Annotated in this window: 20 protein-coding genes; 17 read left to right on the top strand and 3 right to left on the bottom strand. The window is 36.8% G+C overall.

What is annotated here, in order from left to right; genetic code table 11:
* Nucleotides 1-31 precede the first annotated feature (31 nt).
* Complete coding sequence (locus tag IGI43_RS01780) at nt 32-928, bottom strand: LysR family transcriptional regulator (RefSeq protein ID WP_438756105.1); 897 nt, start codon at nt 926-928, stop codon at nt 32-34.
* A gap of 334 nt (nt 929-1262) precedes the next feature.
* On the opposite strand from IGI43_RS01780, the gene IGI43_RS01775 reads away from it, so the two are divergent.
* The 5 genes from IGI43_RS01775 to ybaK all read left to right on the top strand — a co-directional run bounded on the left by IGI43_RS01775 (nt 1263) and on the right by ybaK (nt 6844).
* A complete protein-coding gene (locus tag IGI43_RS01775; protein WP_438756104.1) occupies nt 1263-3320 on the top strand; it encodes an FAD-dependent oxidoreductase in 2058 nt (685 codons plus the stop codon).
* A 16-nt stretch (nt 3321-3336) separates the two neighbouring features.
* Nucleotides 3337-4215: a shikimate dehydrogenase gene (locus IGI43_RS01770; RefSeq protein ID WP_438756103.1), complete on the top strand. Its 879-nt coding sequence runs from the start codon at nt 3337-3339 to the stop codon at nt 4213-4215.
* Between the two features lie 16 nt (nt 4216-4231).
* On the top strand, nt 4232-5434 hold the full coding sequence (locus IGI43_RS01765; RefSeq protein ID WP_438756102.1) for an MFS transporter: 1203 nt from the start codon (nt 4232-4234) through the stop codon (nt 5432-5434).
* 14 nt (nt 5435-5448) lie between these two features.
* Entirely contained in the window at nt 5449-6204 is a 756-nt protein-coding gene (aroD, locus tag IGI43_RS01760; RefSeq protein ID WP_438756100.1) for a type I 3-dehydroquinate dehydratase, read from the top strand.
* 169 nt (nt 6205-6373) lie between these two features.
* On the top strand, nt 6374-6844 hold the full coding sequence (gene ybaK, locus IGI43_RS01755; RefSeq protein ID WP_438758795.1) for a Cys-tRNA(Pro) deacylase: 471 nt from the start codon (nt 6374-6376) through the stop codon (nt 6842-6844).
* Nucleotides 6845-6848: 4 nt separating this feature from the next.
* On the opposite strand, the gene IGI43_RS01750 is transcribed toward ybaK, so the two are convergent.
* Nucleotides 6849-7244 (bottom strand): ribonuclease HI family protein, encoded by a 396-nt coding sequence (locus tag IGI43_RS01750; protein ID WP_438756099.1) that lies wholly within the window; start codon nt 7242-7244, stop codon nt 6849-6851.
* Nucleotides 7245-7327: 83 nt separating this feature from the next.
* Here IGI43_RS01750 and IGI43_RS01745 point away from each other — a divergent pair, with 83 nt between their 5' ends.
* Together IGI43_RS01745 and IGI43_RS01740 are read left to right on the top strand one after the other, a co-directional pair.
* Complete coding sequence (locus IGI43_RS01745) at nt 7328-7771, top strand: EbsA family protein (protein WP_438756098.1); 444 nt, start codon at nt 7328-7330, stop codon at nt 7769-7771.
* Between the two features lie 145 nt (nt 7772-7916).
* Nucleotides 7917-9194, top strand: a complete 1278-nt coding sequence (locus IGI43_RS01740; protein WP_438756097.1) for an ISL3 family transposase — start codon at nt 7917-7919, stop codon at nt 9192-9194.
* A gap of 127 nt (nt 9195-9321) precedes the next feature.
* Here the strand turns inward: IGI43_RS01740 and IGI43_RS01735 are convergent, their stop codons facing one another.
* Nucleotides 9322-9522 (bottom strand): cold-shock protein, encoded by a 201-nt coding sequence (locus IGI43_RS01735; protein ID WP_025869040.1) that lies wholly within the window; start codon nt 9520-9522, stop codon nt 9322-9324.
* Between the two features lie 455 nt (nt 9523-9977).
* Between IGI43_RS01735 and IGI43_RS01730 the strand changes: the two genes are divergently transcribed.
* The 10 genes from IGI43_RS01730 to carB all read left to right on the top strand — a co-directional run bounded on the left by IGI43_RS01730 (nt 9978) and on the right by carB (nt 21197).
* Nucleotides 9978-10361 (top strand): hypothetical protein, encoded by a 384-nt coding sequence (locus tag IGI43_RS01730; protein WP_438756096.1) that lies wholly within the window; start codon nt 9978-9980, stop codon nt 10359-10361.
* Nucleotides 10361-11062 carry a CBS domain-containing protein gene (locus IGI43_RS01725; RefSeq protein WP_438756095.1) on the top strand — a complete coding sequence of 234 codons (702 nt, stop codon included), beginning with the start codon at nt 10361-10363 and terminating at the stop codon, nt 11060-11062. The genes IGI43_RS01730 and IGI43_RS01725 overlap by 1 nt, the downstream gene beginning before the upstream one ends.
* Nucleotides 11063-11068: 6 nt before the next feature.
* Complete coding sequence (gene lspA, locus IGI43_RS01720; protein WP_438756094.1) at nt 11069-11545, top strand: signal peptidase II; 477 nt, start codon at nt 11069-11071, stop codon at nt 11543-11545.
* Nucleotides 11532-12437, top strand: a complete 906-nt coding sequence (locus IGI43_RS01715; protein ID WP_438756093.1) for an RluA family pseudouridine synthase — start codon at nt 11532-11534, stop codon at nt 12435-12437. Before lspA ends, IGI43_RS01715 begins: the two co-directional genes overlap by 14 nt.
* Before the next feature lie 317 nt (nt 12438-12754).
* Complete coding sequence (gene pyrR / locus IGI43_RS01710) at nt 12755-13312, top strand: bifunctional pyr operon transcriptional regulator/uracil phosphoribosyltransferase PyrR (RefSeq protein WP_438756092.1); 558 nt, start codon at nt 12755-12757, stop codon at nt 13310-13312.
* Between the two features lie 33 nt (nt 13313-13345).
* Nucleotides 13346-14623, top strand: a complete 1278-nt coding sequence (locus tag IGI43_RS01705; protein ID WP_438756091.1) for a solute carrier family 23 protein — start codon at nt 13346-13348, stop codon at nt 14621-14623.
* A gap of 93 nt (nt 14624-14716) precedes the next feature.
* Complete coding sequence (locus IGI43_RS01700; RefSeq protein ID WP_438756090.1) at nt 14717-15643, top strand: aspartate carbamoyltransferase catalytic subunit; 927 nt, start codon at nt 14717-14719, stop codon at nt 15641-15643.
* Nucleotides 15644-15652: 9 nt separating this feature from the next.
* Nucleotides 15653-16936, top strand: a complete 1284-nt coding sequence (locus IGI43_RS01695; protein ID WP_438756089.1) for a dihydroorotase — start codon at nt 15653-15655, stop codon at nt 16934-16936.
* Nucleotides 16937-16938: 2 nt separating this feature from the next.
* The gene (locus IGI43_RS01690; protein WP_438756088.1) at nt 16939-18018 is read left to right on the top strand and encodes a carbamoyl phosphate synthase small subunit; all 1080 of its coding nucleotides are present in this window, start codon (nt 16939-16941) and stop codon (nt 18016-18018) included.
* Nucleotides 18018-21197, top strand: coding sequence for a carbamoyl-phosphate synthase large subunit (gene carB, locus IGI43_RS01685; protein WP_438756087.1), 3180 nt, complete (start codon nt 18018-18020; stop codon nt 21195-21197). Before IGI43_RS01690 ends, carB begins: the two co-directional genes overlap by 1 nt.
* Nucleotides 21198-21275: the final 78 nt, after the last annotated feature.

Raw genomic sequence — 21275 nt, 5'->3', positions numbered from 1 at the left:
GCATCTATAGATGAATTTTCTCTGTATTTTTCTATTGATAAAATAGGTTTTGCGCAAATGGAACAATAAATTCTTTAAAACGCAACGCAGCTGGTGAAAGAAAATGCTCTTTTTTTGTTGCTAAATAGATATAACGAGGTAAAAAGTTATCTTCAAGGGCGATCGTTTTAACCTTATAAGCCGAAATTGATGGAATTTTTGGCATCAAAGCAATCCCGTAATCATGTGCAACAAATCCCAACATCGTGTGATCTTCTTCTACCTCACAAACAATAGTTGGTGTGATTGAAGCGGCAGCCATCAGCTTATCAAGATAAGGACGTAAGCCACTTCGTTCATTAAAGTAAACAAAAGGATATTTACTCGTTTCTTTCAGCGAAACGCGATCATACACAGCTAAAGGATGGTCAATGGGGACCACTAAAACAATTTCTTGTTCTGTTAAAATTTCATAGTTTAGCTGTTCGTCTTCCTTGAGCTTAGATGTTATGGCAATATCAACTTCCTCTTTCAAAAGTAAATCGGTCATATCAGAAGAATTCCCTTGAAATAAATTGAAACGAATTTGTTCGTTGCCAGGATAAGTTGAAAATTCTTTCATCAACATTGGTGCTAAAAAAGAACCAGCAGTATAAATAAAGCCAAAATCAATCAATCCTTTTTCTGGACTAACTAACTCTTTTAACGCACGTTCTCCTTTAGCTAATTCTTCTAAGGCGGTGGAAACATAAGTATAGAAGAATTTTCCGTATTTAGTCAGTTGAATATTTCGCCCTTTTTTTTCGAATAATTGCGCATCCAATTCTTTTTCTAATTCAGACATAGAATGACTTAAATTTGGTTGCGTTGTATTTAATAATTTTGCAGCATGGGTCATATGTTGGGTATCAGCAAGCATTCTAAAAAATTCTAGTTGTCGCAAATTCATAGGTGAAAACTCCTTATCAGTCATTGATTCATAAGCACAGTTTATCAATAAATGAGGAAACATGCATCAAAAAAGTGGAAATAGTCTGTTTCGATATATAAATTATATTTATGAAAACGATGAAAAACATTCATTTGAATTTATCAGTTTTCTGAATTAAAATAAAATCATAAAAATTGTGAAAAAAGTAACAATATAGTTTTTCAAGTATATTGATCCGTTTTTCAGAAAATCATAGAAAAATTAAATGCGGTATAAAGCGATGCAAATCGATTTTCCTAAATTTTTCACAAAATTGACCGATTTAGTTCACTTTTAAAAACAGGAGGTAATTATGAATAATTATCAAGCAATATTTGAACCATTAACAGTAAAACGTATGACGCTAAAAAATCGTGTTGTTATGCCACCGATGGGAACCAATTTCGCCAATATGGATGGTACATTCAGCATGCAACATGTTTCATATTATGAACAACGAGCTAAGGGTGGAACAGGTTTGATCACGTTAGAAAATGTTTGTATCGATTATCCGATGGGAACCAATGGTGCTCGTCAATTAAGAATGGATAATGATCAGTATATTTCAGGATTATGGCACTTTAACGAAAAAATGCATGCATACGGTGCTTGTACTTCTGTGCAAATCAATCATGCAGGTGCTTCGGCATACGGGTTACGTTTAGATGGTGAACAACCAGTTTCAGCTTCTACCATTCCATCAAAAAAAGGAAACCCGATTCCTCGTCCTCTGACTGAAGAAGAAATTTACGGCATTGTTGATCGATATGCTGATGGTGCATTAAGAGCGCAAAGAGCTGGATTTGATTGTGTAGAAATTCACGCAGGTCATTCTTACCTTTTAAGTCAATTTTTGTCTCCGTTATACAATAAACGAACAGATAAATTTGGAGGAAGTCCTGAAAATCGTGCTCGTTTTACTAAATTAGTAGTTGAAGCAGTTAGAAAAGCAGTTGGACCGTTTTTCCCGATTTCTCTTAGATTTAGTGCGGATGAATTATTAGAAGGTGGTAATACGTTAGAAGATACAATTGACATCTTAAGTTATTTCGCAGAGGAAGTAGATATTTTGAATGTATCTGCTGCCCTGAATGATAGTTTGCAATATCAGATCGATAAGATGAACTTAGCAGATGGTTGGCGTGCGTATATGTCAAAAGCGGTCAAAGATCGTTTTCCAGATAAAATAACGGTTACTTCAGGGAATATTCGCAGTCCTAAGCGTGCAACAGAAATTCTAGAATCAGGGGATGCTGATTTGTTAGCGATGGGTCGAGGCTTGATTGCCGAACCTAATTGGGTCAATAAAGTTGCCAATGGACAAGAAGAGCTATTAAGAAAATGTATTTCTTGTAATATTGGTTGCGCGGATCATCGAATCGCCAAAGCTCGCCCGATGCGCTGTACAGTCAATCCAGATCTTCATTATGAAGACGAATATAAAATGAAGCCTGTTTTACATCCGACAAAAATGGTTGTAATCGGTGGTGGAACAACAGGACTTGAAGCGGCAGCCACAGCAGCTGAAGTTGGCGTCAGTGTAGAACTTTTTGAACAAAAGGAGTATCTTGGCGGCTTGGGACATGAAATCGCTCGTTTTCCAGACAAAAAAAGAATCGATGATTTTATTACTTACGAAATCAATCGCTGTAAAGAGTTGGATAATTTAGCAATTCATTTGAATCATGCAGCAACTTTGACAGACATTGAAGCAATTGGACCAGATATCATAGTTAATGCAACTGGAGCCAAACCTTTATTACCACCAATCAATGGTTTAAAAGAACAATTAGACAATCCAAATAGAAAAATCTTTTCCATTTTTGATATTTTAGATGATATGACGAAATTCCAAGAATTTGAAGGGAAAGAGATCGTTGTGATTGGCGGCGGTGCAGTTGGACTTGATGTTGTAGAATATTACGCTGAACGTGGAGCGAAAAAAGTCAGCATCGTGGAAATGCAAGGTGAGATCGGGAAAGATTTAGACTTGGTCACAAAGCTGGCGATGAAGGAAATTGTCGAAAAATTCGGTGTGGAAGTTCATGTAGAAACCAAGTTGATTGAAGTTAGAGAAAGTAGTTTCTTGGTTGAAAAAAATGGAGAAATGATGGAATTACCATTTGATTTAGGTTTTGTGTGTTTAGGAATGCGTGCAGAAGCACCGATGATTCGTGAATTGGATAATTACGCTAGAAGTAACGGCGCTGTTCTTTTAAATATGGGAGATAGTAAAGTAGCTAGACGAATCATGGAAGGGACAAGAGAAGCAAGAGATATTTTAAAAACAATCGAAGTCTTAGAAAATACTCGAACACAAAAAATGTTGTTTGAACAAACTAAAAGTCTTCATGCAGCACAAATTAAATAAAGTGAGGGAATTTATTATGACAGAAAGAATTGATGGACACACATTATTGATTAGTTTGATTGCAACACCGATCCGTCACAGTTTATCACCAACGATGCATAACGAAGCATTTGCTAAATTAGGATTAGATTATGCCTATATGGCTTTTGAAGTAGGAAATGAAGAATTGAAAGATGCGGTTCAAGGAATTCGTGCTTTAGGGATTCGTGGGTCGAATGTCTCTATGCCAAACAAACAGGCAATCATTCCTTATTTAGACGAGCTTTCACCGGCTGCAAAATTAGTTGGTGCAGTGAACACCGTAACCAATAAAGGTGGAAAAGGTCATTTAGTTGGTCACGTGACAGACGGCACTGGTGCGATGCGTGCACTTATGGAAGAAGGCGTTAATGTCAAAGATCAAATCGTTACAATGACAGGTGCAGGAGGTGCGGGAACAGCAATCGCAATTCAAGCTGCTTTAGATGGTGTCAGAGAATTACGTATTTTTAATATCAACGATCAACACTATAAAAATGCTGAAGAAACAGTGAAAAAAATCAATGATAATACAGAGTGTACAGCGACATTGACTGAATTATCCAATCAAGTGGCATTCAAAAAGTCCATTAGCCAAAGCAGCATTTATATCGACGCGACTGGTGTCGGCATGAAACCATTACAGGAAGAAAGCTTGATCAATGACCCAGAAGTCATTCGTCCAGATTTGGTTGTTTTTGATGTTGTCTACAGTCCAAAAGAAACAAAATTATTAAAATTTGCTCGTGAACACGGTGCAAAGAAAACCATTAATGGTCTAGGCATGATGCTTTATCAAGGAGCTGAAGCATTCAAGCATTTCACTGGGGAAGATATGCCTGTAGATTACATTAAAGAATTACTATTTAAGGACTAACAGTTAGGAGAAAACGATGAAAAACAAATACACACCGACCGCCATAGGTCTATATATCAACTATATTGTCCATGGGATGGGCGTTATCATTATTTCACAAAACCAAAATTCTTTGATGACTCAATGGGATACGGATTTGATGGGGATTGCTAAAGTTATTTCGATGTTAGGGATAGGTCGTTTGATTGCGATCATGATATCAGGTCGTTTATCTGATAAATTTGGACGTAAGCCATTTATTTATCTGGGAATGGTGACTTATGCAGCTTACTTCTTCGGAATTTTATATAGCCCAAGTGTTGAGTTGGCAATGTTTTTTGCAGTAGTTGCAGGAATTTCAAATTCATTCCTTGATTCAGGTACGTATCCTGCTTTAATGGAGTCATTTCCGAAAACAGCTGGAACAGCAACCGTTTTATTGAAAGCATTTATCCAAGCAGGTCAATTTGCTTTACCTTTGATCATTAAATTTTTAGTTTCTAATCACTTATGGTTTGGTTGGTCATTTATGATCGCAGCAATTTTACTTGGTATCAATGCAATTTACTTGTGGAAACAACCATTTCCAGATGCGGATGCCAAACTTGCTGAGGAAACAGAAGACATCGTGGAGCAGGCACCGGCAGTTAAATTTAAATCAAAACCCAAAATGGCAATCGAAGGTGTTGCATTTGTCATTTACGGTTTTATCGCACAAGCAACGTTTTATCTGATCAGTCAATTTATTGGAACATATGGTGAACAAGTTGCTGGTATGGCTCAAACAGATGCAGGCGTGTTAGTTTCTTATTATTCAATTGGGTCATTATTATGTGTAGCATTTACAGCAATTATGGCATCTAAAGTTCGTTCAGTTTATCTAGTTGTTATCTATACCTTTGTTTCATTTTTGACAATCGCTGTAATGTGGTTGTTCCCGACACCACTTGTTTGTATGATTGGCGCAGCTTTAGTCGGTTTCTTTGCAGCAGGAGGCGTGTTACAATTAGGACTAACTGTTATGGGCGAAATGTTCCCAGCAGGTAAGGGAACAATTACAGGAATTTATTATACATTTGGGAGTATAGCTTCGTTTGTTATTCCAGTTGCAGCAGCACAAATCGCAAAAACTAATGTACGTGGTATCATGTTATTCGATACGATTATTGCAGGAATCGGTTTTATCTTGGCCGTTATTATTTTCATTCGCTATCGTCAAACAATTGATACTGCTAAATAAGTAGGAGGCAAAAAATGAATACAGTGACAGTAAAAGATGTGACTCTCGGAAGTGGGAGTCCTAAAATTATTGTTCCTCTAGTAGGAAAAAATGAAGTAGAATTAATAGAAGAAGCGAACTATTTATTAACGATCGATTGTGACTTGGTTGAATGGCGTGTTGATTTTTTTGAACAAGTTGCAAATTTTCAGGTGACTGCAGAAATGTCAAAAAAAATAGCAGAAATCTTGTCAGATAAACCTCTATTATTCACCTTCCGCACCAAAAAAGAAGGCGGAGAGATTGCATTTTCAGATGAACAATATTTTGGCTTATATAAAGCAGTTATTGAGAATGGTGCAATTGATTTACTAGATATTGAGTTGTTTATGGATGATGATCTTGTCCAACAAACGATCAAAACAGCACATGAAAAAGGGGTTAAAATTGTGATGTGCAATCACGATTTCGATAAAACACCTAATAAAGAAGAAATTGTTTCAAGATTATGTAGCATGCAAGAAAAAAACGCAGATATTTGTAAAATTGCTGTAATGCCGCAATCTTCAAATGATGTATTAACACTTTTGGAAGCAACAAATGACATGAAAACAACTTATGCCGATCGACCAATCGTCACCATGTCAATGGGACAATTAGGCATGGTGAGCCGGATGTGTGGCGAAGTCTTTGGTTCAGCAATGACATTTGGTGCCGCTAAAAAGGCATCTGCACCAGGTCAAGTACCAGTAAGTGAATTGCGTGAAATTCTCAAAACATTAACACTTTAAAAAATTAGATTGGAACAGAAGCGTTTATTCGGATTTCTTAAGGTTAGGATATAACTCGTAGAGTCATGTCTTAGCCTTATTTTGCTTGCATCCATCGATTTCTCTGATAAACTTAATTGTGAGGTGAATAGACTTGGTTAAGAAAAAAAAGATACAAAAAACAAATGCAATGCGAATTATTGAACAACACAAGATTACTTATGTAGAATACGAATTTGAATGGAGTGAAGATCATTTAAGTGCAGATAATGTTGCTGAAAAAATAGGGATCGAAGAAGGAAAGATTTTTAAAACTTTAGTGACAGTAGGAAATAAAACCGGACCTGTCGTTGCAGTTATTCCAGGAAATAAAGTATTGGATTTAAAAAAATTAGCGATAGCAAGTGACAATAAAAAAGTTGATATGCTTCATTTGAAGGACTTGGAAGAAACGACAGGTTATATTAGAGGAGGATGTTCCCCGATAGGAATGAAAAAATTATTTCCAACTTTCATTGCCGAAGAAGCTGATCAATTTGACACGATCATTGTCTCAGCTGGAAAAAGAGGGATGCAAATAGAAGTATCACCATTATCTATTCTTCAAGTGACAAAAGGAAAAATAGCTGATCTAACCATGAAGGAACAAAACAAAGAATGAAGACTTACTGGAATTTTTGTAACGCTTGTCTGGCTAACGTATCTGCGCCTTTATTTTTACTTTCGGGCAGCCATTTTACTAATAGTAAAGGAAAACGATTTTCTAGTTGTAAAAAGCTTTGTAAATAAGGTTGAAATAAAGGGTTTTTGGCATGTTTTTTTTCGATTGTTTGGATAACTATTTTACTGTCAGAATGAATCAGGACAGTTTGATCGTTTAGTTTTTTTTCAATGATTAATTGTAGAGCGTAAATAAAAACTTTAAACTCAGCTTCGTGATTGGAGCATTCCCCAAGCGGGACATGAATTTGATCGTGAAGTGCATCCCCTACAATAACGATACCGCCAGCACTTGGTCCAGGATTTCCTTTTGTTGCAGCATCGACATATATTCGTAACATAAAAATCTCCTTATTTTCTTTTTGTTAAAAGTTGAAGTATGTTATTATTATAACATACTGAATTTTTATTAAGGGGTCGCTACATGAAGAAAAAAGTCTATCATTGGCAACCAGAATTATCAACAGCGATAATTTATTGGTCCTGTACATTTGGCATTTTATTTTTAAGTTTGATTTTGACGTTGGAACATACGCGTCCATATTTGATTAGTAATATTGTGTTAGGAATTTTCTTTTTCTTTGCATTATTAGGGTTTAATCGTTATTTTATGATTGACGATAAGTATTTGATTGTTCATGCACTATTACCAGTGAGACGCAAAAAAATAATATTATCAAAAATAGAAGTAATTCGTGTTGGTCCTAAGTGTATTGAAATAAAAACATCTGAATTCAAAGAAGGGACACAAATGTTTATTATGACCAAAAAAAATAAAAACGCATTTATAGTGTCCCTAAAGCAACATCCGTTATTTAAAGCAAAAATTATGGATGATCCTGGGTTGACTATTAGTAAACATTATTAAAAAGGTTCTATAATATATTGTGTTGGTGGAAATCAAAAAAGATTTTCTACCAGCACTTTTTTAAGCATTTAAACACAAAAAAGGAACAACTAACTGATAAAATGAAATCGACAAAAACCACAAATCATCAGAAAGGTTGTTCCCTATGGATAAGAATACCAGATTATTGCTCGGACTTACAGACAAAAACCTCTGGTTTGAAAAAAATTGGTTGGAACAAAGAACAGTAAAAGGAGTGCAAGCTCAAGTGATTAAAGCCAAGCTGACCTATTCACCTACCCATTGCGAGAAATGTGGAAGCCTCGATCATGGACAAATCATCAAAAATGGCAGTCATACAACAACAGCTCAATTGCCTGTTTTTAATGAACGTTTCACTCTATTAGAGCTAAAACGGACACGCTTTCTTTGTCATGAATGTGGTACTACTTTTCACGCTCATACAGAGCTGATTGAAGAACATCATCACTTATCTAAACAGCTTCAATACCAAATTATGCTTGACTTGAAAAAGAATGTTTCAAGAAAAATGATTGCTCAAAAGCACTTTGTTTCAGACATAACAGTCCTTAGAATGATGGATAGACTATCACAAAATTATCGAACAAACTGGAACTTCCTCCCTAAAATTTTATGTATTGATGAATTTAAATCCATGAAATCTTGCCAAGGAAGTATGAGCTTTATTTGTGTGGATGGACAACGGAATCAGTTGTTAGAAGTGTTGGAAGATAGACGACTACACAAATTGACCGCTCATTTCATGCGCTTTACACGTGAAGCTCGGCTACATGTAGCGTATCTCGTAACAGATATGAACGCTAGTTACCATCAACTTCTTCGAACGGTCTTTCCTAATGCTCAATTAGTGACGGATCGCTTTCATATCGTCCAACAAATGAATCGTACGTTGAACCAATTGCGAATTCAAACGATGAACCGCTTAAAAAGTTCTAAACCAAAACAATACCGTCGCTTAAAACGCTATTGGAAGTTACTATTGAAAGATTCCGATAAATTAGATATAAACTGTCGAGCATACCAGCCCTTATTTAAACGACCATTAAGTCAACAGGATATTGTCGATGAACTGTTGCACTATGATGCTGTCCTACGGACAGGCTATGATACGGTTCAATACTTAAAATATGCTTTTTCTCATCGGGAACATACACTCTTTTTTGAGTATCTTCAACAGCTAGATAATCAGCTACCACACTGGTTCAAAAAGAAATTACTCTTCTTTAACAAATATAAAGAAGGCATTAAAAATTCTTTTCGCTTCCCTTATTCTAATGGTGTCACTGAAGGGTTAAACAATAAACTTAAGGTAATCAAACGGGTAGCCTATGGCTATCGAAACTTTTATCATTTTCGTTCACGTATTTATATTATTCAAGGTCTTATTTTTTCACAACAATAAAAAAAGCCTGATAAGAATGTTCTATCCTTACCAGACCTAGATTTCTATTCAGTTATTTGGCTTACCAACACAATTTGACGTAGAACCATTAAAAAACAGCATTCTGCCAGGCAGGATGCTGTTTTTTTTATATTTTCTTCACATGAGCGGCTTGTAATCCGCGTGTACCTTCCATTACTTCAAATTCAACGGCTTGATTTTCTTCCAATGACTTAAAACCATCTTCTTCAATCGCTGTGAAATGAACAAAGATTTCTTCATCTTCATTGTACCCAATAAAACCGTAACCTTTTCTATTATCGAACCACTTGACGAACCCTTTTTCCATTCAAATCACGCTCCTTTATTTTCTAAAGTCTAGCATCATTATAAGGTGAAAAAATGAACCCGTCAAACTTTTACAAAAAAGATATTTATGGGATAAGAAAGTCTTATGATAGCCATTTTAATCAATAATAACCTAACAAAAATGCATACAACGTCTGTTATCGTTCGGGAAAACATTGTTTTATCTGATCATATATCGAAAGTTTTCAGGTCGGTAAATTGATTGTCTGCCAAAAAAGTAAAAGAATTCACTGGTTTCAATTAGCAGAACACAGATTTTTTAGAAAATAGAAAGAAAATTCAAGTTTAGAACGAACTAAAAACAATATTCTTTTCTTCAAGAGTTTTCGTTATGTTTTTTCAAAGAAAAATTTATTTTTACTCAAATCAACTTCTTTCTTCCAGTCTGCAAGTTTTTGTTATATACTTTAAACGAAAGCTCGAGGAGGAATCAGCATGAATATTCGTTGTACTAGAAATACCGGATTTTATGGAATGGGTAGTCCGATCGAGGTCAGAAAAAATGGTGAAAAATGGATTTATTTAACCCAAAATCAAACGAAGAACATGGAAATAGAGGACTCAGTCTGCACAATACAAGCTAAGTTTTTCTTTTTGAAAAGTGTTCCTTTTTTTGTGAGGGATCAAGGACAATTGATTGATTTAGAGATAATGATGAATCCTACACTCATTTTGGTTTATGTTATACTATTCGTTGGAATGCTCATGATTCCTGTATTGCATTTAAATATAGTAGGAATTTCACTCTTACTTGTCATTTATTTTATTTTTGTATTTTCAATGTTAAATAAAGCATATATAATCAAGGAGAAAGTGTAATGGGTGAGAGAGCTGAGGCTTTTTTAAGTAGTTTTAATCGTGTTGAAAAATGGTTTCGTGAACAATTAAATAGTCCAACCAATATGGGTTTTAGTGAAATGGTTCGTCGTTTATCCAGGAAAAAAGATAGTCAAATAGCACTGTTTCAAGATGATTTATTGCAAATGGCTCAATTAAGGAATGCGATTGTCCACGAACAGATTTCATCTGATTTTGTGATAGCTGAACCCAATGAGTGGGCTGTTCGTCGTATGTTGGAAATTGAAAAAGCGTTGATTAGTCCTGAAAAAGTTTTACCTCGTTTTTCAAAAAAGGTCACTGGATTCGATGTAAACATTTCAATCAAAGAAATTTTATCGATCGTTGCTCGAAAGCGCTATTCACAATTTCCAATTTATGATGATGGAGTGTTTAAAGGTTTGATCACGGTACGTGGTCTGGGGATTTGGTTAGCAGTAGAAAGTTCTAAAGGGGACATTCAATTAGAAGGAAGAAATGCTTCTGAACTTTTAGTTAGTAATTTTAAAGGCAATAACTATCAATTCGTCGACAAGGAGACAACAGTCTTTCAAGTTGAAAAAATGTTTGTGACGCAAGTCAAATTAGAAGCGATCCTGATTACAAAAGATGGTAATCCCAATGGCAGTTTACTTGGTATCATTCGTCCAAGGGATTTATATAATAATTTAGAGAAGGAATGAAAGCCGTTGTTAGCAATATATTTAATTATCAGTGCAGTGTTGATCGGTTTAGATCAGTGGGTCAAATATTTAACCGTTGCCAATATTCAATTAGGTGAAACAAAAGAATTTATTCCTGGCTTCTTGTCTTTTACGTACCTTCGTAATACAGGTGCCGCATGGAGCCTTTTGGAAGGGAAAATGTGGTTCTTTTATATTATTACGGTGATCGTGGTAGCCGTAGTATTATATATCTTAGTTAAAAACGTTAATGGAAGCAAATGGTTTGCAGTCGGTTTGAGTTTAGTGCTAGCTGGTGCTATCGGAAATTTTATTGATCGCTTACGTCTTGGTTTTGTTGTTGATATGTTTCAAACAGAATTTATTCGCTTTCCTATATTCAATGTTGCTGACTCAGCGCTTGTTATTGGCGTGATATGTATTTTTATTTATTTGATTTTAGACGAAAAAGCAGCAAAGGATGGAAAAAATGGACCAAATTAATGTAAAAATAAAACAAGAAAAAGGACGAATTGATAAAGTTTTAAGCGACTTATTGAAAGATCATTCCCGTTCACAAATTCAGCAATGGCTAAAGGACCAAAATATTACGGTCAATGGTGAAATTACTCGTTCAAATTATAAAGTAAAAGAAAATGACGAGATTAGTATCAATATACCTGAACCAGTAGAACTTGATGTCTTGGCAGAAGATATTCCGATCGAAATTGTTTATGAGGATGACGATGTATTAGTCATCAATAAGCCTCAAGGCATGGTCGTTCATCCATCAGCAGGACATCAAGATGGAACACTTGTAAATGCGTTGTTATATCATATAAAAGACTTATCATCAATCAATGGTATCATCCGTCCAGGAATCGTTCATCGTATTGACAAAGATACTTCTGGTTTGTTGATGGTCGCAAAAAACGATAAAGCCCATATTGCATTAGCAGAACAATTAAAAGATAAAACGTCAATTAGAAAGTATATTGCTTTAGTTCATGGTGAAATAGCCCATGATAAAGGTGAAATCAATGCACCTATCGGTCGTTCAAAAAATGATCGCAAAATGCAAGCCGTGATCGAAGGCGGAAAACCCGCAGTAACACATTTTGAAGTTTTAGAACGATTTGAAGGATTTACTTTAGTGCAACTACAATTAGAAACAGGACGTACTCATCAAATTAGAGTTCACATGAAATATATCGGGTATCCAGTAGCTGGTGATCCTTTATACGGACCAAGAAAAACGTTAAAAGGCAATGGTCAATTTTTACACGCCGAAGTGTTAGGTTTTAAACATCCGACAACAGGCCAGATGATGGTATTCGAAGCGCCTTTACCAGAACTTTTTGAAAAAACTTTAGACCAATTAAGAAATAATGATTGATTTATTTTTAAAGAAAAGGTAAACTGTTTTAGAAAGAAAATTAAATAAGCAATCCTTTAAGAGTAGTCCCGTGAGGCTAAGAAGGAAACATGCAGAATACTATCTAGGTGCGCTTAGAAAAACTCTGCGTGAGATGAATAGTATCTTTGCATAGATAAATTCAATCCTCCTATCCGAATACGGGTGGGAGGATTTTTTTGATGTTAATTGCTGTGAATCATGAAAAAGAGCAAGCATATCTGCCTGATATGCTGAAACAGGAAGCTCCAAAGGCATCTTAGTTACTGAAAAATCCGTATTTTTAGGAGGAGCAAAAAATGCAAGAAAAAGAAGTCGTTGATACTGTAACAATGAAACGAGCACTGACAAGAATTACGTATGAAATTATTGAAAGAAATAAAGGAGTTCAAGATATCGTATTAGTAGGAATCAAAACCCGCGGAATTTACATCGCTCAAAGAATCGCAGAACGATTAAAACAATTAGAAACCATCGAAGTTCCTGTTGGTGAGTTGGATATCACATTATATCGTGACGATATGGATGGTCAATCAATGAAAGAACGTTCATTAGGAGAACCAGAACTTCATTCTTCTGATATTCCAGTTTCATTAGAAGGAAAAGAAGTCATTTTAATTGATGACGTTCTGTTTACAGGGCGGACGATCAGAGCTGCAATGGATGCCGTGATGGATTTGGGACGACCACGAAAAATTTCATTAGCCGTTTTAGTCGATAGAGGACATAGAGAACTTCCAATTCGAGCAGATTATGTTGGCAAAAACATTCCGACTTCAATGACAGAAGAAATCATCGTTGAAGTAGAAGAAAAAGACGGCGTCGATCGGATTTTGATCGCAAGCACAGAGGAATAGACAAATATACTAGTAAAGATAGGATAGGTTGACATGACAGAAAAAGAATTTCGTAATGATGAAGCAGTTTTAGATATTCACGACAGACCCAAGACAATACATTGGATCGGATTGAGTTTACAGCATCTATTCACAATGTTTGGCGCGACAGTTTTAGTCCCAATATTAGTTGGAATTGATCCAGGAATTGCATTGGTCAGTTCAGGTCTTGGAACGATCGTCTATTTATTTGTGACAAAGGGAAAAATTCCAGCATATCTGGGAAGCAGTTTCGCCTTTATAGCTGCCATGCAAATGTTGATGAAAAGCAATGGCTACCCAGCAATCGCTCAAGGAGCAATCACAACAGGACTGGTTTACTTAATCGTTTCAATTATTATTAGTAAAATCGGTTCGGCTTGGCTAGATAAAATTTTGCCGCCGATCGTGGTCGGACCAGTGGTAATGGTTATCGGACTAGGTCTAGCTTCAAATGCTGCAAATAACGCGATGTTCAATGGTGGAAACTATGATTTTAAATTCATTGCAGTTGCTCTGATTACATTAGGATTAACAATCTTCTACAATATGTTTTTCAAAGGATTTTTAGGTTTGATTCCAATTTTACTTGGAATCGTAAGTGGCTATCTTGTTGCATTAGTATTCGGTATTGTAGACGTAGAGCCAATTAGACAAGCAGCTTGGTTTGCTATGCCGAACTTTGAAATTCCTTTTGTTCAGTATCAGCCAAAGCTATATTTAAATGCAATCACAACAATGGCACCAATCGCCTTTGTTACAATGACCGAGCATATCGGACATCTAATGGTTTTAAATAAATTAACTAAGCGAAACTTCTTCCAAGAGCCAGGCTTATCAAAAACATTGATGGGTGACGGTGCAGCACAGATTGTAGCTGGTTTAGTCGGAGGACCTCCTGTCACAAGTTACGGAGAAAATATTGGTGTTTTAGCCATTACTCGAGTACACAGTGTGTTTGTCATCGTAGGTGCTGCAGTCTTTGCAGTCGGTCTTGGGTTTGTAGGAAAATTAAGTGCAATTATTTTAAGTGTTCCAAATCCAGTTATTTCTGGAATCAGCTTTGTTTTATTCGGTGTAATTGCCGCTAGCGGATTAAAAATCTTGATCGATAATCAAATCAACTTTGACAAGAAAAAGAATTTGCTGATTGCCTCAGTGATTTTAGTCATTGGAATCGGTGGCTTGGTCTTTAAACTAGATACTTTTGAATTATCGTCAATGGCATTAGCAACAGTTTTAGGAATTATTCTAAATCTAATTTTACCTGAAACGGCTCGTAGTGAAGAATAGTTTATCTAGGAAAAAAACATCTCAGTTATAATTCCACATTTTTTTGCCAGAGATGAAGCCTATTACGCTTTTAAATTTAGGAGGAATGAATGCATGATCATCACATCTGAACGTATCAGTTTAAAACATCTTTTGACTGTTGAAGCCTTAAGTGATCAAGAAGTTATGGGGTTGATCCGTCGTGCACAAGAGTTTAAACAAGGGGCCGTTTGGCAGCCTGAAAAAAAACAATACTTTGCGACAAACTTATTTTTTGAAAATAGTACTCGTACCCATAAAAGCTTTGATGTTGCAGAGAAAAAACTTGGAATTGAAGTGATTGAATTTGAAGAAAGTATGAGTTCGGTCAAAAAAGGTGAGACCCTTTATGATACAGTGTTGACGATGTCAGCAATCGGAGTCGATGTAGCAGTTATTCGCCACGGAGAAGAAAATTATTATGATGAATTGATCCAAAGTAAAACGATCCAGTGTGCTATTATCAATGGTGGAGATGGTAGTGGGCAACATCCTAGCCAGTGCTTACTAGATTTGATGACGATTTATGAAGAATTTGGTCACTTTGGCGGATTAAAAGTTGCAATCGTTGGAGATATTACTCATTCTCGAGTAGCAAAATCCAATATGCAAATGCTAAAACGACTTGGAGCAACAATTTATTTCTCTGGACCAGAAGAATGGTATGACAAGCAATTTGAGGCATATGGTCATTATATGCCCCTTGATGAAGTGGTTGAAACAGTGGATGTGATGATGATGTTGAGAGTACAACATGAGCGCCACGACGGTTCAGAAATTTTTTCAAAAGAGGATTATCATAGAGATTATGGTTTAACAGTTGAGCGCGCTAAACGACTGTCAAATCAAGCAATCATCATGCATCCAGCACCTATTAACCGAGATGTGGAATTAGCGGATTCACTTGTAGAAGGAATCCAATCACGTATAATTCAACAAATGAGCAATGGGGTTTATATGAGAATGTCAATTTTAGAAGCAGTATTACAAGGAAAGGCATAGGTGAACTAAATGAAAACACTTATCAAAAATGGAAAAATCATAAAAAAAGACAATCAATTGATTCCAGCAGAAATTTGGATCGAAAATGGAAAAATCAGAGCAATTGGTGAATGTTTTGAAGCAAGCACATTTGAAAAAGTTTACGATGCAAAAGGACAATTGATCATACCTGGATTAGTCGACGTCCATGTTCATCTAAGAGAACCTGGATTTACCTACAAAGAAACAATCGAGACCGGAAGTAAATCAGCTGCTAGAGGTGGATATACAACTGTTTGTGCGATGCCAAATTTAAATCCAGTACCTGATACTGCAGAGAAATTAAAAGAAGTTTATGAGATCATTGAAAAAAATGCTGTGGTAAAAGTGTTACAATACGCACCAATCACAGAAGAGCTGCGAAGTGAAACATTAACGGATCAAAAAGCACTAAAAGAAGTTGGTGCTTTCGCATTTACAAACGATGGTGTAGGAGTACAAACTGCTGGAACAATGTATCTTGCAATGAAAGAAGCCGCAGCAATTGGCATGGCGATCGTAGCCCATACCGAAGACGAATCACTCCTTTTTGGTGGAGTCATGCATGAAGGGAAAATTTCTAAGAAACTAGGATTACCGGGGATTTTAAACTCCACAGAGGCATCACAAATTGCTCGAGATGTTGTTTTGGCTGGTGAGACTGGAGTCCATTATCATGTCTGTCACGTGTCAACAAAAGAAAGTGTCCGTGTGATTCGTGATGCAAAAAAAGCTGGAATTCATGTAACGGCAGAAGTGGCTCCCCATCATTTGATTTTAATTGACGAAGATATTCCGGAAGACAACGGTTTTTGGAAAATGAATCCGCCCCTTAGAGCAACAACTGATCGCGATGCGCTGATTGAAGGCCTGCTTGATGGCACAATTGACTGTATTGCAACTGATCATGCACCTCATGGATTAGAAGAGAAAAACCAAACTTTCCTAAAAGCGCCATTTGGAATAGTAGGCAGCGAGACAGCCTTCCAATTGATCTACACACATTTTGTTGAAACAGGCAAATTTACACTTGAACAAGTAATTGATTGGATGGCAACGAAACCGGCAGAAATTTTTGGTCTGACCGCTGGAACACTGACCATTGGAGCACCAGCAGATATAGCTGTTTTCGATTTAGAGTTGGAAGAAATGATTGATGACAAAGATTTTGAATCACTGGGAGTCAATACACCTTTCGTTGGTTGGAAAGTCAAAGGAACAACCTTAATGACTTTTGTTGATGGACAATTAGTTTGGTTAAAGGGAGATGCATAAATTTGAAGCGACTATTGATACTAGAAGACGGAACCATTTTTGAAGGAAAAGCGTTTGGTGCAGATGTCAATGTTGTTGGAGAAATCGTATTTACAACAAGTATGACAGGCTATCAAGAAACGATCACTGATCAAAGTTTCAATGGTCAAATCATTACATTTACCTACCCAATGGTCGGCAACTATGGTGTCAATCGCGATGATTATGAATCAATTACTCCAACTTGTAAAGGAGTAGTAGTTAAAGAACAGGCTCGACTTGCCTCGAATTGGCGTGCACAAATGACGTTAGACGAATTTTTAAAAAGAAAAGGGATTCCAGGCATTTCAGGAATCGATACACGTGCGCTGACGAGAAAACTTCGCTCAGTTGGAACATTGAAAGCTGCCTTTATTGATGCAGATGATGATTTGACTCATGAATTCGATCAGTTGAAAGCAACGGTTTTACCTAAGAATCAAGTAGCTCAAGTATCAACAACTAAGCCATACCCAAGTCCAGGTATCGGTCGAAATGTAATAGTAGTTGATTTTGGTTTAAAGCATAGCATATTACGTGAACTATCAAAACGTCATTGTAACTTGACTGTTTTGCCTTATAACACGACGGCTGAAACAATTTTAGAACTTTCACCTGATGGTGTGATGCTGACAAATGGACCAGGAGATCCCAAAGATGTACCGGAAGCGATTGAAATGATTCAAACGATTCAAGGCAAAGTACCGATTTTTGGGATTTGTCTAGGCCATCAGTTATTTGCTTTGGCAAATGGAGCGGATACCTACAAAATGAAATTTGGTCATCGGGGATTAAATCATCCTGTCAGAGAAATCGCGACTGGAAGAATCGATTTTACTTCACAAAATCATGGATATGCAGTAGATGAGGCAACGGTTGATTCTGAGCGATTGCTGGTCACCCATGTGGAGGTAAATGATGGTTCTGTTGAAGGCGTTAGACATCGTCGGTATCCAGCATTTACAGTTCAATATCATCCAGATGCAGCGCCAGGACCTCATGATGGGCTTCACTTATTCGACGAATTTATGGAACTAATGGATGCTTGGAAGGAGCAAGACTAATGCCCAAAAGATCAGATATCAAAAAAATCATGGTTATCGGTTCAGGACCAATTATTATTGGTCAGGCGGCAGAATTTGATTATGCCGGTACTCAGGCTTGTCTTGCTTTGAGAGAAGAAGGCTACGAAGTCGTTTTGGTCAATTCAAATCCAGCAACGATTATGACCGATAAAGAGATTGCAGATCACGTATATATTGAACCAATCACGTTAGAATTCGTTTCACGGATTTTGAGAAAAGAACGTCCAGATGCATTATTGCCAACACTGGGCGGTCAAACAGGATTGAACATGGCGATGGAACTGGCAGCTTCAGGTATTTTGGATGAATTAAACGTAGAACTATTAGGCACCAAACTAAATGCCATTGACCAAGCCGAAGATCGTGATTTATTTAAACAATTAATGGAAGAGTTAGATCAACCAATTCCAGAAAGTGAAATCGTCAATACGGTTGAACAGGCGGTCGAATTTGCCAATCTAATCGGTTATCCAATCATCGTACGCCCTGCATTTACCTTAGGCGGTACAGGCGGAGGGATGTGTGATAACGAAGAGGAATTACGAATCACCGCTGAAAATGGTTTGAAATTGTCCCCAGCAACTCAGTGTTTGATTGAAAAAAGTATTGCAGGATTTAAAGAAATCGAGTACGAAGTAATGCGTGATTCTGCTGATAATGCGATTGTTGTCTGTAACATGGAAAATTTCGATCCAGTTGGGATTCACACTGGTGACTCAATCGTTTTTGCACCAAGCCAAACATTGTCAGATCATGAATATCAAATGCTTCGTGACGCATCTCTTAAAATTATCAGAGCATTAAAAATAGAAGGTGGCTGTAACGTTCAGTTAGCTCTAGATCCGCATAGTTTTAATTATTATGTGATCGAAGTGAATCCACGTGTTTCCCGTTCATCGGCATTAGCCAGTAAAGCTACTGGATACCCAATCGCTAAGTTAGCTGCAAAAATTGCTGTAGGTCTCACGTTAGATGAAATGAAAAATCCTGTCACAGAAACAACTTATGCAGAGTTTGAGCCAGCTTTAGATTATGTCGTAGCAAAAATTCCTCGTTGGCCATTTGATAAATTTGAAAAAGGGGAACGTCGTTTAGGCACGCAAATGAAAGCGACAGGTGAGGTCATGGCGATTGGCCGTAACATTGAAGAGTCATTGTTAAAAGCTGTTCGTTCACTTGAAATCGGTGCTTATCATAACGAACTAAAAGAAATCCATGAAGTCAGTGACGAACGATTGACTGAAAAAATTGTAAAAGCACAAGATGATCGTTTGTTTTATCTATCTGAAGCAATTCGTCGAGGGTTTACGATCGAAGATTTGGCTATGCTTACCAAAATAGATTTATTCTTTCTTGACAAGCTACTTCATATCGTTGAGATAGAAGATAGATTGAAAAAAAATGTTAAGGATGTTGAAACGTTAAAAGAGGCAAAGCAAAATGGTTTTACAGATCGGAAAATTGCCGAATTGTGGCAGCTAAAAGAACAAGATGTTACTGACTATCGTCATGCACAACAAATTCTACCAGTGTACAAAATGGTCGATACTTGTGCGGCAGAATTTGAATCTCAAACACCTTATTTTTACAGCACATATGAAATTGAAAACGAAAGTCTTCGCTCCGATAAACCTTCTGTATTAGTGCTGGGTTCAGGCCCAATCAGAATCGGGCAAGGGGTAGAGTTTGATTATGCAACAGTTCACTCTGTAAAAGCAATTCAAGAAGCAGGATTTGAAGCAATCATTATGAATAGTAATCCAGAAACAGTCTCAACAGACTTTTCGATTTCAGATAAACTTTATTTTGAACCACTAACGCTAGAAGATGTGATGAATGTGATCGAATTAGAGCAGCCAATGGGCGTTATCGTTCAGTTTGGTGGTCAAACAGCAATCAATTTAGCGGAGCCATTAGTAAAACAAGGTGTTAAGATTCTGGGAACTTCAATCGAAGATTTGGACAGAGCTGAAAACCGTGACTTATTTGAACAAGCGTTACGAGAACTAGATATCCCTCAACCTCCAGGCGATACTGCAACAAGTGCTGAAGAAGCTGTAGTCATAGCAAATAAAATCGGTTATCCAGTTTTAGTTCGTCCTAGTTATGTACTTGGCGGTCGCGCGATGGAGATTGTTGAAAATAAAAAAGATCTTGAGGATTACATGCAAAATGCTGTAAAAGCTTCTCCAGAACACCCAGTATTAGTGGATAGCTATCTCTTAGGTAAAGAATGTGAAGTTGACGCAATTTGCGATGGACAGACGGTTTTGATCCCAGGTATTATGGAACATATTGAACGTGCTGGTGTTCATTCGGGAGATTCGATGGCTGTTTATCCACCACAAACCTTATCAAAAGAAATTCAGGAAACGATCACTGATTACACAAGAAAGCTGGCAATCGGATTAAATTGTGTCGGTATGATGAACATCCAATTTGTTCTCCATGACGAGAAAGTATATGTGATCGAAGTCAATCCAAGAGCGAGTCGAACAGTTCCATTTTTAAGTAAAATTACAGGAATTTCAATGGCTCAGGTAGCGACAAGAGTAATTCTAGGTGAAAAACTAACAGACTTAGGCTATCAAGATGGATTATATCCAGAAGGCAAACAAGTACATGTCAAGGCACCCGTTTTCTCATTTACTAAACTTCAAAAAGTAGATACGTATCTCGGTCCTGAAATGAAATCCACTGGTGAAGTAATGGGTTCTGATTATAGTTTAGAAAAAGCATTATATAAAGCTTTTGAAGCATCGGGATTGCACTTGCCGAGTTTTGGAGCGGTGTTGTTTACTATAGCGGATGAAACGAAAGAAGAAGCATTAGCGTTAGCGAAACGTTTTAATGACATCGGTTATAGTTTGATCGCCACTCAAGGAACCGCAAAATTCTTATCAGATAACGGCTTGTTAGTTAAATCAGTTCTTAAAATAAACCAAGGAAGTGAAACTGTTCTTGATATGATTCGAAGCGGTGAAGCACAAGTCGTTGTCAATACGATGGATAAAAATCGTTCCGATTTAAAACAAGACGGATTTTTGATCCGAAGAGAAGCAGTTGAGCATGGTGTTCCGCTATTTACTTCGCTAGATACGGCGGAAGCAATCCTGAAAGTTTTAGAATCTCGAGCATTTTCAACTGAACCAATTTAAGTTTGAAGAGGATGAGACAAAGTGAAAAAAGTATCGTGCGTCGTCTTCTAAAATCGAATAGCGTTGTAAAGGAGTAGA

It is taken from the genome of Enterococcus sp. AZ126, assembly GCF_051714545.1.
In the GTDB taxonomy this organism is placed as follows: domain Bacteria; phylum Bacillota; class Bacilli; order Lactobacillales; family Enterococcaceae; genus Enterococcus_L.
The sequence above is the reverse complement of the archived record's forward strand: the minus strand, read 5'-3'. Positions and strand labels throughout refer to the sequence as shown.

Coding starts and splice junctions, on each gene's coding strand:
- IGI43_RS01745 (WP_438756098.1), top strand. CDS start 7,328: ATGAAGAAAAAAGTCTATCATTGGCAACCAGAATTATCAACAGCGATA.
- pyrR (WP_438756092.1), top strand. CDS start 12,755: ATGCAAGAAAAAGAAGTCGTTGATACTGTAACAATGAAACGAGCACTG.
- IGI43_RS01775 (WP_438756104.1), top strand. CDS start 1,263: ATGAATAATTATCAAGCAATATTTGAACCATTAACAGTAAAACGTATG.
- IGI43_RS01705 (WP_438756091.1), top strand. CDS start 13,346: ATGACAGAAAAAGAATTTCGTAATGATGAAGCAGTTTTAGATATTCAC.
- aroD (WP_438756100.1), top strand. CDS start 5,449: ATGAATACAGTGACAGTAAAAGATGTGACTCTCGGAAGTGGGAGTCCT.
- IGI43_RS01740 (WP_438756097.1), top strand. CDS start 7,917: ATGGATAAGAATACCAGATTATTGCTCGGACTTACAGACAAAAACCTC.
- IGI43_RS01700 (WP_438756090.1), top strand. CDS start 14,717: ATGATCATCACATCTGAACGTATCAGTTTAAAACATCTTTTGACTGTT.
- IGI43_RS01695 (WP_438756089.1), top strand. CDS start 15,653: ATGAAAACACTTATCAAAAATGGAAAAATCATAAAAAAAGACAATCAA.
- IGI43_RS01765 (WP_438756102.1), top strand. CDS start 4,232: ATGAAAAACAAATACACACCGACCGCCATAGGTCTATATATCAACTAT.
- IGI43_RS01735 (WP_025869040.1), bottom strand. CDS start 9,522: ATGGAAAAAGGGTTCGTCAAGTGGTTCGATAATAGAAAAGGTTACGGT.
- ybaK (WP_438758795.1), top strand. CDS start 6,374: ATGCGAATTATTGAACAACACAAGATTACTTATGTAGAATACGAATTT.
- carB (WP_438756087.1), top strand. CDS start 18,018: ATGCCCAAAAGATCAGATATCAAAAAAATCATGGTTATCGGTTCAGGA.
- IGI43_RS01730 (WP_438756096.1), top strand. CDS start 9,978: ATGAATATTCGTTGTACTAGAAATACCGGATTTTATGGAATGGGTAGT.
- IGI43_RS01780 (WP_438756105.1), bottom strand. CDS start 928: ATGAATTTGCGACAACTAGAATTTTTTAGAATGCTTGCTGATACCCAA.
- IGI43_RS01770 (WP_438756103.1), top strand. CDS start 3,337: ATGACAGAAAGAATTGATGGACACACATTATTGATTAGTTTGATTGCA.
- IGI43_RS01725 (WP_438756095.1), top strand. CDS start 10,361: ATGGGTGAGAGAGCTGAGGCTTTTTTAAGTAGTTTTAATCGTGTTGAA.
- IGI43_RS01715 (WP_438756093.1), top strand. CDS start 11,532: ATGGACCAAATTAATGTAAAAATAAAACAAGAAAAAGGACGAATTGAT.
- IGI43_RS01750 (WP_438756099.1), bottom strand. CDS start 7,244: ATGTTACGAATATATGTCGATGCTGCAACAAAAGGAAATCCTGGACCA.